This is a genomic window from Tsukamurella sp. NPDC003166, from assembly GCF_040611135.1.
In the GTDB taxonomy this organism is placed as follows: Bacteria; Actinomycetota; Actinomycetes; order Mycobacteriales; family Mycobacteriaceae; genus Tsukamurella.
This window is the reverse complement of the sequence record NZ_JBEXNL010000008.1, coordinates 83,400-98,607: the sequence shown is the minus strand read 5'-3', so window position 1 is coordinate 98,607 and position 15,208 is coordinate 83,400. Positions and strand designations below refer to the sequence as shown.

Sequence of the window (15,208 nt, the reverse complement as noted above, 5' to 3'; positions counted from 1 at the left end):
ATCGTGCGTACACCGTACGCGCTTGCTGCTGCTTCAAGGAGTCACCCGTGTCCACCACCCCGCGCCGCGCCTGGGCCGGCCTCGCCGCCCTCCTCCTGCCGGTGTTCCTGGTGTCGATGGATGCTTCGGTGCTCTATCTGGCGATGCCCCACCTGACGTCGGCGCTCCACCCGAGCCCGGAGCAGCAGCTCTGGATCCTCGATATCTACCCGTTCATGCTGGCCGGCCTGCTTATCACCATGGGCAACCTCGGCGACCGGTGGGGGCGGCGGCGCCTGATGACCTGGGGCGCGGGGCTGTTCGGCGTCGCCTCGGTCATCGCCGCGTTCGCCCCCACGCCCGGCCTGCTCATCGCGGCGCGCGCCCTCATGGGCGTCGGCGGCGCGACCCTGCTGCCCGCCAGCCTGGCGCTCATCGCGAACATCTTCCGCGATCCCAAGGCCCGCGGCATCGCGATCGGCATCTGGACCGCGGCGTTCTCGTTCGGCATGGCCGTGGGCCCGGTGATCGGCGGGGTTCTGCTGCATCACTTCTGGTGGGGATCGGTGTTCCTGATCAACGCGCCGGTGTTCCTCGCCTTCCTGGTGGCGGGTCCGCTGCTGATCCCCGAGTTCCGCAGCGGCACCTCGACGCCCTTCGACCTGGCCGGCGTCGCGCTGTCGATGGCCGCGATCTTCCCGCTGGTGTACGCAGTGAAGTCCGCCGCGGGCCACGGCGTGCACGCCTCCACCCTGGTCGCCGGCGCGGTGGGCGCGGCGATGCTCGTCGCGTTCATCGCGCAGCAGCGGCGCACCAAGTGCCCGCTGATCCCGTTCGACCTCTTCCGCAACCGGACCTTCGCCATGGCCATCGCCGGCACCATCCTCGCGATGTCCACCCTGGGCTCGATGAGCTACCTCACCGGCATCTACCTGCAGTCCGTCGTCGGGTTCGACGTCCTCGCGGCCGCCCTGCTGGGCCTGCCCGCGGCCGCGGTCGTGGCCTACTTCTCGATGCGCGCGCCGTGGATCGAGCAGTACCTCGGCCGCCGCGCCACGTTCGTCGCATCGCTGCTGTTCGCCGCCGCCGGCCAGCTCCTGCTGGTCGGGCTGGGGACGGGCGGACCGTCGTGGCTGTACGTGCTCGGCACCGTCGTGGCGGGCGTGGGCTACGGCACCCTGTTCACGTTCGTCTCGGCCGTGGCGCTCGACGCCGCGCCGCCGGAGCGGGCGGGTCAGGCGTCGTCGATGTCCGAGATGAGTTTCGAGCTCGGCACCGCCCTGGGACTCGCGGTGCTCGGCTCGGTCGCGACGGCGGTGTTCACCCGGCACGACGGGATGTCCCGCACGCTCGGCGACACGCTCGCCCGCGCGGAGGCCCTCTCGGAGTCCGACGGTGCCGCGCTCGCCGAGACCGCGCGGTCCGCATGGGTCGAGGCGGTCAGCACGACTGTGGGTGTCTCGAGCGTGCTGCTCGTCGCCACCGCCGTGGCGGCGTTCGTGGTGATGCGGGATCGGACGCCCGCACCGGAGCCCGTGAGCTGCTGATCAGCGCGGCGTGAGCCGGAAGACGGGGATCACTCGCCCCTGCGCGGCCTTCTCGTACTCGGCGAAGCCGCTCGAGCGGGCCTTGAACCGGTCCCACGCCTCGTCGCGCGCCGATCCGGTCAGCTCGTGCGCCGTGACCTTCGCAGTGGAGATACCGCCCTGCTCGTCGGGGTACTCGAGTTCGATCTCCGGGTTCGCCTTGAGGTTGTGGTACCACGCCGGGTTCTTCGGCGAACCGCCCGCGGAGGCCGGCAGCAGCCACCCCTCGTCGTCCCGGATGGCGGCGAGCGGATTCACCCGCGGCTCGCCGGATTTGGCGCCGACGCTGTGCACGAGCGCCAGAGCCCGGCCGAAGCCCATGGCGGTCACGGTGCCGTTGTTGGCGCGGAATTCGTCGATGATGCCCTGATTGAAGTCGCTCACCGCTTCATCATGCGCCCGCACCCGCGCCATCGCCACCGAAGGCCGATCCCCGTCGTCGCTCATTCGCCCATCGTGCACCCGGATAGGCTCGGATGCCGTGGATCCCCTCGATTCCCGGCGCGATGTGACCGCCGTGGTCCTGCTGCACGGATGGCCGGTCACGGACCAGCACTGGCGCTTCCTCGTTCCCCGACTCCGCGACGCGGGCTTCGACCCGGTCCCGGTCACGCTGCCCGGCCTCGGCATCGGGCCCGACGGTGCCGCCTCTTTCCGCAAGCGCGATCTCGCGGTGCGCCTGCGCGAAGAACTTGCGGCGCAGGGGCTCACGCGGTTCGCGGTGGTCGGGCACGATTGGGGCGGCACGGTCGCGGCGTTCCTGGCCTCGACAGCACCCGAGGCCGTCACCGCGCTCGTCATCGAGGAGGAGATCCTGCCCGGGATCGACGTGTCCATCCCCACGCCCGGGAGTACGCACTACCCGGACTGGCACGGGCCGTTCAACCGTGCCCCGGGTCTCGCGGAGGCCCTGGTCGCGGGCCGGGAGGACGCCTACTACGGTGCGTTCTTGCGACAGAGCGCGGGGCCTGCGGGTCTCGACCCCGCGGTGCTCCGCTCCTACATCGACACCTATCGTGCCCCCGGCGTTCTCGAGACCGGACTGGCGCACTACCGGAGCCGAGCCGACGACCTCGCCGACGTCGCGCAGCTCCGAGTCGCGCCGATGAGCGCGCCGGTCCTGGCCATGGGCGGACGGTACGCCATGGGCTCCGCCGTCGCGGAGGGCCTGCGCCCTCTGGCGGCGGATGTGAGCGGCGTCGTCCTGGAGGAGTCCGGGCACTACCCGGCCGAGCAGGAACCGGAGCCGACCGCGCGGGCGATCATCGAGTTCCTGCAGGGTCACCACGGCGCGTCGTAGCGAGGACAGAATCTGTTCGAATCAGGACACCCTGAAGCGGCCCGAATGATGGTCCACGGAACATATTATGCGGGATATGGCGAGCCGAGATGCGCGGCCTGCCCCGGCGATCGGCGGTCCACCGCGTCTCAGGTGAGCGCCCCGACCGTTCGTCCGGTTCGGCTTCACGCCGAAGCGCTCCCGTATCCGGATGGACTCGCGATATGTTGCCTCGAAGGGAAGGTGCCTGATGCCCGTGCGCGACGAATCCATGATCGCCCGTGTGGTGCGAATCCTCGAGGCATCGAAGGTTCACGGGCGCGCGATATCGGTTCCTGAAGTGTCTCGTGCTACGGGGATTCCCCTGCCTTCGGCGTATCGAATCACCGGTGAACTCCGTGATCTCGGAGTATTGGAGAGTGACGCTGCCGGCCGGCTACGACCAGGGATGCGGTTGTGGGAGATCGTCACCCGCTCGGCGCGCGTGCCGACGCTGTGCGAGGTCGCCCGGCCCTACCTCGAGGACCTGCGTGATGCGGTGTGCGTGCCGATACTACTGTCGATCTTCGACTGCGACGACATGGTCAACGTCGATACGGTCGCGCCGCGTGGTAGCGATGTGTTCAACATCTCGCGGCCCGGGATGCGGCTCCCCATGCTCGGAACATCGCCGGGGATGATCCTTCTCGCCCACTCCCCCGCGGACCTGCGTGAGCGGATACTCACCTCGGGCAAGATCACGCGATTCACCGAATACACCGAGACCGACCGAGATCAGCTCAGGCGCATCGCGGATGACGCCCGCGCCCGCGGCTGCATGATCGCCGAGCGTTGGATGTCGCCCGGGTCGACAGGAACGGCGGTACCCGTACTCGCGCCGGGCGGCGTCGCGGTCGCGGCGCTGTCAGTGACCACGCCGTCGGCGGACGGCGCGCCGCTGCATCTACTGCCCGCGATGCGGGTAACGGCGCGCGCGATCGGAAGGGGGCTACAAGCGGAGACGTCCCCTGCATACGACTACGACCCCCGAGCTCTTCTCTTGACCAAGAAGGTGCTCCACGCGACCGAGCGCCTCTGAGGATTGCCATCTCGGTGAGCGAGACTGGCGGTTCCCGACTGTGCGCTCGCCCGTCACGATCGGTTCGGGCGAAGCGATCCGCCCCACGGTCCGGCGTCCACACGGCGCGGTCCGGTCGAACCCCGTAACCAGTCGCGGCCCGGTGCACGCCGGGCCATGCGTGAATCCAGGAGTGGCCCATGTCCGTACCCACCGAAGCGACCGCGCTCTGGGCGCAGAGCACCGTCGACGCGCGCTTCGACGCCCTCCCCGACAGCGTCGTCGCCCAGGTCAAGCGCAATGTTCTCGATGCATGCGCAAATGCGATCGCGGGCAGCCGGGCCGACGGTATCGACGGCGTCCACCGGCTGCAGAACGAGTTCGGCGGCGCCCCGGAAACCCTGGTTCTCGGGTTCGGTGACAGGCTCCCGGCACCGGCCGCGGCTTTCATGAACGGGACCATGGCCCACGCACTCGACTTCGACGACACCCTCGACGAGGGGCCCACGCATGTTTCCTCGTCTGTGGTTCCCGCAGCGCTCGCCTGCGCCGAGCGACGGGGCGGCGTCGGTGGGCAGGAACTCATCACCGCAATCGCGTACGGCGAGGAATTGATGTGCCGGCTGGCACTCGCGCTCGAGGAGACTCCGTTCATCACGGGGTGGCACCCCGCCGCCACGCAGGGCTATTTCGGCTCGGCCCTGGCCGCGTCGAAGGTGCTCGGACTCGATGAGACCAGGACACTCGATGCGCTGGGAATCGCGTACAGCCAGTCCTCGGGAAATACCCAATGCATCATGGATGGCGAAGGAGCACTCAGCAAGCGGCTGCAGGTCGGATTCGCGGCGCAGGGCGGTGTGCTCGCCGCACTACTCGCTGAAAAGGGGCTCACGGGCGCACGCAAGAGTCTGGAGGGCAAGTACGGACTGTACAACGTGTATCACCGTGGCCTTTACGACCGATCAATGGTGGTTGACGAGATCGGTGAGCGGTTCGAACTCATGGGGCTCAGTTTCAAGATCACGCCGGCATGCCGCGCCACGCAGTACTTCATTGATCCCGCACTGCAACTCGTTCGCGACCACGGAATCACGCCAGACCGGATCGCCGCCATCCGGTTGTTCGTTCCGAACGAGGAATTCTTTCTCACAGCGCCGCTGGACATCCGGCGGACCCCTCGACAGACGGTCCATGCTCAGTTCAGCGCGATCTATACCGTCGCAGTGTCCGTGCTCCGGGGTAACCCGACGATCGGGAACTTCACGCCTGACGGAATCACTGATCCCGAAGTTCTGGCGATGACCTCCAGGATTTCCGCCAGCCCCGATCCCGCGCTGGCCGCGGCGTTCGCCGAGGGCAACATGCTCGGCTCATCGGGTGGCTACGCGAACCATCCCGCGGTGGAGATCACCACCGTCGACGGTGCCGTCCATACTTCGCGTCCCCTCGTCAATGGCGCGAAGGGGGGGCCCGACAATCCGGTCGGCTGGACGGAACTCGCGGACAAGTTCCGGGACTGCGCGCAGAACGCCGCGGTGCCGGTCGACGAGCGAGCGGTCGAGCGCGTCATCTCCGTGGTCGCCGACCTTGAGAACGTTCGCGATGTGGCGGAGGTCATCGATGCGCTGACCGCAGCGTCCGGCGCGGTGACGGTGCAATGATCGACAGCACCGAGTGGTATGTCGGCGAGCCGCCGTCTCAGTTGCGGTGTCGCACTCATCGGTTGCCAGACCGCGAAGCTGTGCCCGTGATCATGATCCACGGAGGCTCGCAGACGTCTGAATGCTGGACCCACACACCCGACGGTCGGCCGGGCTGGGCCGCGCAGTTCCTTGATCGTGGGTACGAGGTAACCCTGGTCGACTATATCGATATCGGTCGCGAGTACCCGAAGCTCGACCGGGGCCCAGAGGAGGTGCTGGACGGAATCGGGCTGATCCTGCAGGAGACCGGCCCCGCGGTCGTCGTCGGACACAGCATCGGCGGGGCGCTCGGCATCAAGGCGGTCGAACGCTGGCCCGGCCTCGTGCGGTCCGTGGTACTCGCCGCGCCGGCTCCTGTCGAGGTTCGTAATCCGGACGTACTCGAGGCCGCGCCGGGAGTGTTGGTCAAGATGTCTCGAGAAGTGGCGCGCCATCACGTAGCCGGCTCTCCCCGCTTCCCTGACGAATGGTTCGACACCTGGTACGCCGGAATCGTCTCCTACAGCCCCGTCTTGCGGAACGCCGGCGCAGGAGTCACCGGGGAACTCCGGATCGATCCCGCGAAGACTGGGGTGTGGCGGACCACGCCGACCCTGTTCGTGCTCGCCGAGCACGACCGCACGGTGTCGGTGTCGGCGGGGAGAGCGACCGCGCGCGCGATCGGGGTGGAGCCCGTCCGGCTGGATCACGACTGGGGGCTTCCCGGACATGGGCACATGTTCATCCTGGAGGAAGGCTCCGAGAGCATCGCTGACCGAGTACTCGACTGGTTGCAGTCGGTCACCCACGGGGAGAAGGTCACTGCGAAATGAGCGACCTGAACGCGGACGATCGGTTCGCGATCTACGATCTGTTGGGGCGGTACAGCCACGCGGTCGACCGTCAGGATCTAGCGGCCGCACGGAGCTGCTATCACGACGACGCGCATGACGACCACGGGCGGTTCAGCGGGCCGATCGACGAGGTCTTCGAGCGGATCGACGCCCTATTCGGTCAGCTCGCGGGGACGTTTCACATGATGGGCATGCCTTACGTGGTCCAGCAGGGCCACATCGCCCGGTGCGTGACGTACTCGTTCTACCGTCGGGAAACGGTAGGGGAGCCGGGCGCGGTGATGCAGGGTCTGCGGTATCTGGACAAGCTGGAAAAGCGTCAGGGGCGGTGGGGAATCGTCGACCGGACTGTTGTTCTGGACTGGGAGAATGCGCTGTCCGAGATGCCGGACGTACCGAGTGGCCCGGACTGGTCTCGCGGCGCGTTCGGTCCCGATGATCCGGCGACGGCTTTCCTCTCCGAGGGGTGGACATGACGCCCCCGGACTCCGTGCGACGGACGCAGGGTGGGTGCGGTCGAGTCGTTGAAATTTGCCGTTCGCCCAGGGCATTCTCTCTTGGCGCGGCACCCGCACCGCCCCTCGATGGACGCGAACTCCGGGCCCGCGGCGACGATCCCGAAGGCCGGTACGGGTACGTCCGGCGCGGCGACTACGCGAGCTTCCCCCTCTCCAGGCGGCACCTCGTCCACGGTGCGTCCGCGCCAGGCTCGCGAGCGCTTGTTGGTGGCGTCTTCCAGGCCCGTTGGGCTCCGTTGTCGAGCGAGCCGGGCGAACGGCCGGGGCCCCTCGTCTTCGACGCTGACGCCCGTCTGACCACGATGCGATCGGGTTGCGCGTCGGAGCAGGTCGGCCTCGGCATCGCCGCCGCGATGCTGATCGAGCCGCCTGCAGCGTGATGACCGCCTCGCTCCTGGCACTCGCCGGTACGCCGTTGCTCGCCCCTTGACTCCGGGCGCCTGAATGCCCATCTCCGCCACCGTCGGCGACTCCGCCGGCATCCCTTCGAAAGGCAAACCATGAATGTAACCGTCCTCGCGGACGGCGGGCGAAACGCCACCGCGAAGAAGAGCGGGCTCAGCGTCGCCGCGCTCTGCATGTTCCTCAACCTGGTCGACGGGTTCGATCTACTCATCGTCGGCTTCGTCTTGCCCAACCTGCCCAAGGGCTTCGCCACCGCAAGCGAAAAGGGGCTCATCGTCAGCTTCGCACTGGTAGGTATGGCGGTCGGTGCGATCGGGCTGGCCCGGTTCGCAGATCGATACGGCCGACGGCTTATCGCCCTCGTCGGTGGCGCGATCAATATCGCTGGGCTACTACTGTCCGCGATATCTCCGAGCGCCGAGTTCATGATGGGGACGCGGTTCCTCACCGGTGTGGGCATCGGAATGATCAGTGTGGTTATCGTGGTCGCCGCACAGGAGGCTGCCGCGCCGAAGTTCCGCAACCTCGCCACCGGTTTGGTCATGATCGGGTACCCGCTCGGCAGCGTGCTCGCCGCGTTCAGTACCAACGCGATCACCTCGACCTTCGGTGAGAACTGGAAGGCGCTTTACCTGACTGGGGCTGGGCTCGGGACCATCGCGCTGATCGCGGCGTTCATCGGGCTCCCGGAGTCGGTGAAGGCGGCCGAGCGGACTTTCGAATCCGAGCACGCCGCGCCGTCGCTGGACCGGAAGCCGCAGGCGTTGCTCGGCGCGAGCCTCGTGATATTCACTGTGCTCCTCTGCGCGGGATACATGTCCGTCTCCGGTGTCTTCAACTTCGCCGCTGGACTCACTCCCGACTTCGTCAAGGGCGCCATGGTCGCGGCGATCGATCCGGACGCGCCAAAGGAAGCGGTCGCGACGGCCACGACAGTGGCCCGCACCACCGGGCAGAACGTCGGTCTGTGGATGAGCCTCGGTTGCCTTCTCGGCGGGATCTCGATGGCCACCATCGGCCTACGGATCAGTGCACCTCGCCTGGCCGCGGCCTACAGCACGATCGCGGTGGTGTCGATGCTCGGCTTCGCGAACTTCTTCCCCGGTGCCGGGGCGCCCAACATCTGGCTCTACGTCACTGCCGTCACCGTCGGCATCGGAGTCTTCGGGAGCATTTCGTCGTTCAGCGCGCTGGTGCCCGAGGTCTATCCGCCCACGGCACGGGCCAAGGGCTACGGAGCGATGCTGGGTGTCGGCCGCCTCGGCGCGATCCTCGCGCCGTTGATCAGCGGCTTCCTAGTCAATGAGATCGGCGCACAGAAGCTGTACAACTGGATCAACATTCTCTTGCTCGTCACGCTCGCGTGCGCCGTCGGCCTAGTGGTCGCCCTTCGGAACCGGGATCGCCGCGAGATGGCCGGGGCCAGCGTGTACCCCAAGGAATGACTTTCGCCGAAACGCAGGCACACCACCGGCGTGGGGGCTGCCCCGGTGCGGGCGTCGGCCTGATGCGCCCCAGCAACGGTGCACGACATCAATCCCCATGGAAGGAGCATGCTCAATGAGAACTTTGGTCAGCGGAGCGAGCAGCGGCATCGGAGCCGCGACGGCGGTGAGGCTCGCCGAGGCGGCTCTGGCACGTGGCGTTCACCCGATGGTCGCGGTCTGCGGACACGGGTCGAACGACGGGCAAGAGGACGTTGCTCGCGCGATCCAGTCACTGGGAGGCACTGCCCTGTGGTTGACGGGTGACCTGGGGGACCCGGAAGTGCCGGGTCAGCTGGTCGAAGCCGCGATCGCCGAGTTCGGCGGCCTGGACGGGCTGGTGGCCAACGCCGGAATCACCAGTCCCGGCTCGATATGCGAGGTCTCTCTCGAGGACTGGGACCACATGTTCTCCGTCAACCTCCGTGGCGCCTGGCTCCTGGCCAAGGCGAGCTACCCGCACCTGAAGGACAGCCGCGGGGCGGCATGTTTCACCTCGTCGATGTCGGGTCGGCTACCCCATGCCGGCTCAGGTGCCTACAGCCCCGGCAAAGCGGCATTGACGATGCTGGCCCGAACACTCGCGCTCGAGTGGGCGCCCGACGGCATCCGAGTGAACGTGGTCTCCCCCGGCATGACCCGTACGTCGATGACTGAGAAGATGTACGCCGACCCCCAGATCAAGACGGAACGGGAAGCCATCATTCCCCTATCGCGAATCGGGGAACCGATGGACATTGCGAACGTCATCGAGTTCCTGATGAGTCCGCTGTCGGATTACGTTACAGGACAGGACATCTGCGTCGACGGCGGCTTCTCCTCCTCGATCCTCAGTCATATTCCGGGCCGCCCCAGCTCCGGCTCCTGACCGACATCTCAGTCCCGACCGACCGATCTCACTCCTCAGAACCGATAGGACGCGATGTTCGCAAGCGTCAGACCCTGCGCACGATCGACGAATCCTGCGCGGTACCGTCCGAGTCGGCGAGCCGCTGCACCTTGAGCGAACGGCGGCCGATCAGCTCGAAGCGGCGCTCGCATCGTGGATCTGGCTGTGACTGCGGCTCATTGATTCTCCCCAATCCTGCTAGCCGATGCCATGGCACGGAACGGGTTGGTGTGTACTTCCTCGCGTACACCGAGCTGCGGTACGGCGAGATGGCCGCGCCGCGGGTGCACGACTTCGACTTGCTGCGGCGCCGGGTGAACGTCACCCGCTCGGTCACCGAGGTGTCGGGGACGCTCACGTGGTCGACGCCGAAGAAGCCCCCGGTTGGCGCAGCGCAACCGTTGACGACGAATCCGGGCGGCACACCGTCGAAACCCGAACCCCCACCGGACACATCCACCGATCCACCGCACCGAAGCAAGCGGCCTGATCAGGGTTCCGTAGACGACCTACACCGTCGACCTGGACCTTGAGGACCTCGATCCATTCCGTCATGGGCTCACCCCGCGGGGATGGGGAGCGGCGCGGGCGCGGTGCCGGCGCCGAACGGGCTGCCGCCCAACTTCTCCCGACCGTGCGGGGTGAACCAGTTCGTCAGGTCCGGACCCTTCGGGACGATGCCGGACGGGTTGATGTCACGGTGGACCTCGTAGTAGTGCCGCTTGATGTGGTCGAAGTTCGTGGAATCGCCGAAGCCTGGCGTCTGGAACAGGTCCCGCGCGTACGCCCAGAGGACGGGCATCTCGTCGAGCTTCTCCCGATTGCACTTGAAGTGGCCGTGGTACACCGGGTCGAATCGCGCGAGGGTCGTGAAGAGCCGGACGTCGGCCTCGGTGATGGTGTCGCCGACCAGGTACCGCTGAGTGGCGAGGCGCTCGGTGAGCCAGTCGAGCCGCCCGAACAGCTGGTCGTAGGCGGCGTCGTAGGACTCCTGCGAGCCGGCGAAGCCGCAGCGGTACACACCGTTGTTGACGTCCCGGTAGACGAGCTTGTTGACCTCGTCGATGTCGGCGCGCAGGTCCTCGGGGTAGAGCTGAGGCGCCCCGGGCCGATGGAAGTCCGTCCACTCGAGCGAGAAGTCGAGGGTGATCTGCGGGAAGTCGTTGGTCACGACGGCACCGGTGGCCACGTCGACGATCGCGGGCGCGGTGATGCCCTTCGGATAGTCGGGGACGCGCTTGAAGTACGCGTCCTGGAGGCGCGGGATCTTCAGGACCGGGTCGAGCCCGTTCTCGTCGAGGTCGAAGGTCCAGGACCGCTTGTCGTGCGTGGGGCCGCAGATCCCCAGCGAGATCGCGTCCTCGAGGCCGAGCAGTCGGCGCACGATGATGGTGCGGGTGGCCCACGGGCACGCGTACGACACCACGAGCCGGTAGCGGCCCGCTTCGACGGGATAGCCGTCGCGCCCGTCGCGGGTGATACGGGTTTCGATGTACCGGGTGTCGCGCTCGTACGGCTGATCCGCGGTGACGTAGCTGCCCTGATCCTCGCTCATGCCGACCAGCCTATGCGCGACGCGCCGTCGGCGCCGGTGGTCGTAACGCGCCGAGGTTGTTACTCGATACAACGATTACCGAGTCGATGGAGCCGACGTCGACCTCCCGTGACGGAAGGAACGAACCCATGCGCAAGCCTGTGATCGCACTCGCCCTCTCGACCTCGGTCGTCGCCGCCGGCCTCGGCTCCGCAACTGTCGGGATCGGAGCGGCCGGGGCCGCTCCGATCTCCTGTCCCGAGCTCCCCCAGGACCGCATCGACAGCGCGATCCGCACGATCGCGCCACCGCTGCCCGGAGTCCCGTGGCGCGTCACCGCGATGGGCGGCTCCATCGACTGCACCCTCAACTGGGTGCGCCTCGACACCGATCGCGGGACGGGCAGCTCCCCCGTTCAGATCCTGCTGTTCGACCACCAGAAGTTCGCCGGGACGCCGACCCCGAAGGGCGACGCCTTCACCTCTGTCGTCGGCAGCAACGGCCGTGGCCAGATCACCGTGCGGTTCAAGTGGCTCAACCCCGGAGACCCGAGCGCGGCACCGTCGGGCTCCGCGGACGTGCGGTTCCAGACGATGCCCCAGGACACCCCGCAGCCCCTGGACCCGATCCCGGCACAGGTCGCCGACTAGCGGTCCTGCTCGGCGGTCTTGGTCCAGGCGAAGGGCGGAAGATTCGTCGACAAGGATCGGCATACGACACTGTCGATCGCTGGAGCGATCGCTCCATTCGCCGAATAGGCGACCGAATCACTCAGCGGTGAATACTCCAGCGACACATGAGTGCGTAGTAGTGCTGTGATACAGCAGATCTACTCCACACTTGACGAACGAAGAGCTGTCCGCTTGACCGGGTCTGTATAGATCAATCTACGAACAACATGAGGGTTGCGACCTCACCCCTTGCCGATCGGAGATGCCGCGACACCATCCGTCCGTGACCGCCTCGTTGGAACATGGGAACTCGTCAGGTACTCGATGACGGCGTCGGATGAGGAGGTCTACTATCCCCTCGGTCCGGATGCGACCGGCCTGATCATGTACACAACCGACGGATACATGTCGGCGCAGTTGATGTCAGCAAGCAGGGCGCAGTTCGCGTCGCCCGGCGTGCACTCGGGCACGCAGGACGAGATCGTCGCCGCAGCGCGTGGATATCTCGCCTACTCCGGGCAGTACCAGATCGAGAACGACGGCCACACTGTGCGACACCGTGTTCGCGCATCGCTGTTCCCCAACTGGATCGACACGGACCGAACCAGGCACATCACCCGACTGAACGATAACGACCTCACGCTCACGTCTGCGCCCCAACGGACGTCAGGGAAGACATGGAACGCCGCGGTGGTCTGGCGCCGCGCCGGAGTGGTTGCATCGTAGACGCCTTGATGAGCCCTTAGCCCTGCGCGGCCGCCCACTCCTCGACGCGGGCCGCGCTCTCCTCATCGCTGAGGTCCTCGACCCGGGTCATGATCGACCAGCGCACGCCGAACGGATCGCGGATGCTTGCGAACCGGTCGCCGGAGACGAAATTCATCACCGGTTCGCGGACCGTCGCGCCCGCGGCCTCCGCCCGCGCGACCACGTCGTCGACGTCGGCGCAGTACAGGCCCAGCGAGTAGCAGTCAGCGTCTCCCTCCGGCATGGGGATGAGGCCGAACTGCGGATTGGGCTCGCCCAACTGGAGCCGGCCGTTCCCGAAGTCGAGTTCGGCGTGGGCGACCACACCGCCCATCTCGGTGACGCCGAGGGAGCGTGCACCGAACACGGAGATGTAGAAGTCGATGGCCCCCTTGGCGTTCGGAATCGAGAGGAAGGGCGTCAGCGAGGAGAAGGAGTGCGGGACGCCGTTCGTGGTGTATGCGCCGTTCGCGGCGGCGGTGTGCTCTGTCATGACCCCAACGCTACGAGCCGCGGCCTGGCGGAGAATTGAAGATTCGCGACAGATCCCACGGCGCCTACGATCGATCCGTGAACCCCCGCGGCATCCTCTACCCGGCGCAACTGCCGACCTTCGAACGACGTGCGCCCTCCCCCGCGGCGGAGCCTCTGGTGCGGTGGTTCTGGATCTCGCAGTGGAACGTCGCGCCCGGCCGCACGTCGCGGCAGAACGTGCTGCCGTTCCCGGCGCTGAATCTGGCCGTCGAGTCGGAGCTGGTGGGGCTCGCCGGAGCGAGCACGGGCCGGAGTCATCGCGACCTCACGGGGACCGGGTGGGTCGTCGGTGCACTCCTCCGCCCCGCCGCGACGGCCGCGGTCACCGACGACGCGCCGTCGATCCTGGACCTGTACGTCGAACTGGACGAGCCCGAACTGCACGCCGAAACGTCCGCCGCGATGCGGCGAGGAGACCTCGGGGCCGCCTGCCTCGCCGTCGAATCCTGGCTCGCCGCACGGGTTCCGACGGTGACCGACGAGGCCGACCTGGCCAACCGCCTCGTCGCCCGGATCGAAGACGACGGGGCGATTCTCACGGTGGAGGACGCGGCCGCGTCGATCGGCGTCTCGGTGCGGACCGCGCAGCGCCTGACCCGGAGGTTCGTGGGCCTGACTCCCCTGGCGCTGATCCATCGCCGCCGTCTCCAGCACGCCGCCCAATTGCTGAGCACCGAGCCGGACACCTCGGTCTCCCGGATCGCCGCCGACCTCGGCTACGCCGACCAGCCGCACCTGGTCCGGGACTTCCGGAAGGTACTCGGCTTCACGCCCGGCGGGTACCGCCGGGGCGAGATCTAATCGCGCCGCTTGTCGACCTCGTCGGCGACGGAGTCCGCCGCCTCACGGACGCCGTCGAGGTTCTGGCTCGCGATCTTCACGCCCTCCGACGCCGCTGTCGCGGCGATGTCCGCCGCGCTCGCGGCGATCTTGCCCGCGCCGCCACGCACGTCACCCTTGAGCACCTGCGCCGCGCCCTCCACGATGTCGCCCGCCTTGTGCACGGAGTTCGTGGCGATCCTCGCCGCAGCGTCGATGTTGTCCTGGATCCGCTTCACGACCATGGTGCCTCCTCAGCCTTCGATCCCGTCAGCGTAGCCAGCCGCACGTCGAGCGGCAGTCGATCTCGGAACCCGACGGGACCGAGAGGGCGATTCGCTAGCTCGACGGACGGATCGAGGGTCGTGTGCCGTCGTGACGCGGAACGACCGCGTTCGACCCGGCGAGCGAGACGAGCAGGTCGCTGGCGGTCGATTCCGGCTTGCCGCTGTCCATGTCGGTGCTGTACATCCGCGCACAGTCGCTGCTCCACACGTTCCAGAGCGCGCGGCGCCCCAGCCTCGTGGCGTCGCCCACGCTGCCCTTGTCCAGGTCACCGACATCCCAGGACGACGCGGTTGCGCCCGAGCACGATCCTGCGTTGACGACGACCGCGTGGATCGGCTTGCCGGAGCGGCCGTTCCGGAGGTTCGTGAAGTCCGTGTTGATCTCTTGGAGGGTACGGTCGTCGCCCGCGGGCAGAATCAGCACGAGGCTGTCGCCGTCGTCGTACGCCTCCTTCGCCGTCCACCCGCTCGGCACCCGGACCTCGACGGTGATCGCGCGGTCGAGTTCGAAGGTCTGCACGCCGCCACCCGACTTCTTCCACGGCTGCACCGCCAGCACGATGATCACCGCGACGACGAGGACGGCCGCGACGGCGCCGAGCGACCAGTACAGCGCCTGCCTGTTCCGCCTCGGCGGCTGCTGCGGCGGCCCGAGCTGGGGCCCTCCGTACTGAGGACCGCCGTACTGGGGGCCGCCGTACTGGGGGCCGCCGTACTGCGGAGATTGCCAGCCGGGCTGCGGCTGGTTCGGCCATCCCGGTTGCTGCGGTTGGCCGGGCTGCTGCGGCTGACCGGGGAACGGGGGCTGCTGGGGCGGCTGCACCAGCGCATTCTCACCCCGCAACCCCCGCCGCCGCAATACTCCGAACGGACGACAGCCGCC

17 protein-coding genes are annotated in these 15,208 nt (G+C 67.7%); 11 read left to right on the top strand and 6 right to left on the bottom strand.

The annotated features are described in order from the left end of the window. Positions 1 to 47 precede the first annotated feature (47 nt). Positions 48 to 1,526, top strand: a complete 1,479-nt coding sequence (locus ABZX10_RS11630; protein WP_355539073.1) for an MFS transporter — start codon at positions 48 to 50, stop codon at positions 1,524 to 1,526. Here ABZX10_RS11630 and ABZX10_RS11625 read toward each other — a convergent pair whose 3' ends face one another. Beyond that, positions 1,527 to 1,949 (bottom strand): nitroreductase/quinone reductase family protein, encoded by a 423-nt coding sequence (locus ABZX10_RS11625; protein WP_355539070.1) that lies wholly within the window; start codon positions 1,947 to 1,949, stop codon positions 1,527 to 1,529. A 97-nt stretch (positions 1,950 to 2,046) separates the two neighbouring features. On the opposite strand from ABZX10_RS11625, the gene ABZX10_RS11620 reads away from it, so the two are divergent. The 7 genes from ABZX10_RS11620 (at position 2,047) to ABZX10_RS11590 (ending at position 9,712) form a co-directional block, all read left to right on the top strand. After that, positions 2,047 to 2,865 carry an alpha/beta hydrolase gene (locus tag ABZX10_RS11620; protein WP_355539067.1) on the top strand — a complete coding sequence of 273 codons (819 nt, stop codon included), beginning with the start codon at positions 2,047 to 2,049 and terminating at the stop codon, positions 2,863 to 2,865. A gap of 229 nt (positions 2,866 to 3,094) precedes the next feature. Further along, a complete protein-coding gene (locus tag ABZX10_RS11615; RefSeq protein WP_355539064.1) occupies positions 3,095 to 3,922 on the top strand; it encodes an IclR family transcriptional regulator in 828 nt (275 codons plus the stop codon). Positions 3,923 to 4,101: 179 nt separating this feature from the next. Further along, complete coding sequence (locus ABZX10_RS11610; RefSeq protein ID WP_355539061.1) at positions 4,102 to 5,562, top strand: MmgE/PrpD family protein; 1,461 nt, start codon at positions 4,102 to 4,104, stop codon at positions 5,560 to 5,562. Further along, positions 5,559 to 6,416, top strand: coding sequence for an alpha/beta fold hydrolase (locus ABZX10_RS11605; RefSeq protein WP_355539058.1), 858 nt, complete (start codon positions 5,559 to 5,561; stop codon positions 6,414 to 6,416). Before ABZX10_RS11610 ends, ABZX10_RS11605 begins: the two co-directional genes overlap by 4 nt. Beyond that, on the top strand, positions 6,413 to 6,913 hold the full coding sequence (locus ABZX10_RS11600; RefSeq protein WP_355539055.1) for a nuclear transport factor 2 family protein: 501 nt from the start codon (positions 6,413 to 6,415) through the stop codon (positions 6,911 to 6,913). The genes ABZX10_RS11605 and ABZX10_RS11600 overlap by 4 nt, the downstream gene beginning before the upstream one ends. Positions 6,914 to 7,455: 542 nt before the next feature. After that, positions 7,456 to 8,805 (top strand): MFS transporter, encoded by a 1,350-nt coding sequence (locus ABZX10_RS11595; protein ID WP_355539052.1) that lies wholly within the window; start codon positions 7,456 to 7,458, stop codon positions 8,803 to 8,805. Positions 8,806 to 8,920: 115 nt separating this feature from the next. Then, positions 8,921 to 9,712: an SDR family oxidoreductase gene (locus ABZX10_RS11590; RefSeq protein WP_355539049.1), complete on the top strand. Its 792-nt coding sequence runs from the start codon at positions 8,921 to 8,923 to the stop codon at positions 9,710 to 9,712. A 67-nt stretch (positions 9,713 to 9,779) separates the two neighbouring features. Here the strand turns inward: ABZX10_RS11590 and ABZX10_RS11585 are convergent, their stop codons facing one another. Both ABZX10_RS11585 and ABZX10_RS11580 read right to left on the bottom strand, forming a co-directional pair. After that, complete coding sequence (locus ABZX10_RS11585) at positions 9,780 to 10,193, bottom strand: hypothetical protein (protein WP_355539335.1); 414 nt, start codon at positions 10,191 to 10,193, stop codon at positions 9,780 to 9,782. Positions 10,194 to 10,292: 99 nt separating this feature from the next. Next, positions 10,293 to 11,288 (bottom strand): glutathione S-transferase C-terminal domain-containing protein, encoded by a 996-nt coding sequence (locus ABZX10_RS11580; RefSeq protein ID WP_355539046.1) that lies wholly within the window; start codon positions 11,286 to 11,288, stop codon positions 10,293 to 10,295. A 128-nt stretch (positions 11,289 to 11,416) separates the two neighbouring features. On the opposite strand from ABZX10_RS11580, the gene ABZX10_RS11575 reads away from it, so the two are divergent. Next, positions 11,417 to 11,917 carry an LppP/LprE family lipoprotein gene (locus ABZX10_RS11575; protein ID WP_355539043.1) on the top strand — a complete coding sequence of 167 codons (501 nt, stop codon included), beginning with the start codon at positions 11,417 to 11,419 and terminating at the stop codon, positions 11,915 to 11,917. 255 nt (positions 11,918 to 12,172) lie between these two features. After that, complete coding sequence (locus tag ABZX10_RS11570) at positions 12,173 to 12,664, top strand: lipocalin-like domain-containing protein (protein ID WP_355539040.1); 492 nt, start codon at positions 12,173 to 12,175, stop codon at positions 12,662 to 12,664. 16 nt (positions 12,665 to 12,680) lie between these two features. On the opposite strand, the gene ABZX10_RS11565 is transcribed toward ABZX10_RS11570, so the two are convergent. Continuing rightward, positions 12,681 to 13,178 (bottom strand): VOC family protein, encoded by a 498-nt coding sequence (locus ABZX10_RS11565; protein WP_355539037.1) that lies wholly within the window; start codon positions 13,176 to 13,178, stop codon positions 12,681 to 12,683. 77 nt (positions 13,179 to 13,255) lie between these two features. On the opposite strand from ABZX10_RS11565, the gene ABZX10_RS11560 reads away from it, so the two are divergent. Further along, positions 13,256 to 14,020, top strand: a complete 765-nt coding sequence (locus ABZX10_RS11560; protein WP_355539034.1) for a helix-turn-helix transcriptional regulator — start codon at positions 13,256 to 13,258, stop codon at positions 14,018 to 14,020. Here the strand turns inward: ABZX10_RS11560 and ABZX10_RS11555 are convergent. Beyond that, positions 14,017 to 14,283, bottom strand: coding sequence for a hypothetical protein (locus ABZX10_RS11555; RefSeq protein ID WP_355539031.1), 267 nt, complete (start codon positions 14,281 to 14,283; stop codon positions 14,017 to 14,019). The genes ABZX10_RS11560 and ABZX10_RS11555 overlap by 4 nt on opposite strands. Before the next feature lie 94 nt (positions 14,284 to 14,377). Beyond that, positions 14,378 to 15,148: a hypothetical protein gene (locus ABZX10_RS11550; RefSeq protein WP_355539028.1), complete on the bottom strand. Its 771-nt coding sequence runs from the start codon at positions 15,146 to 15,148 to the stop codon at positions 14,378 to 14,380. Positions 15,149 to 15,208: the final 60 nt, after the last annotated feature.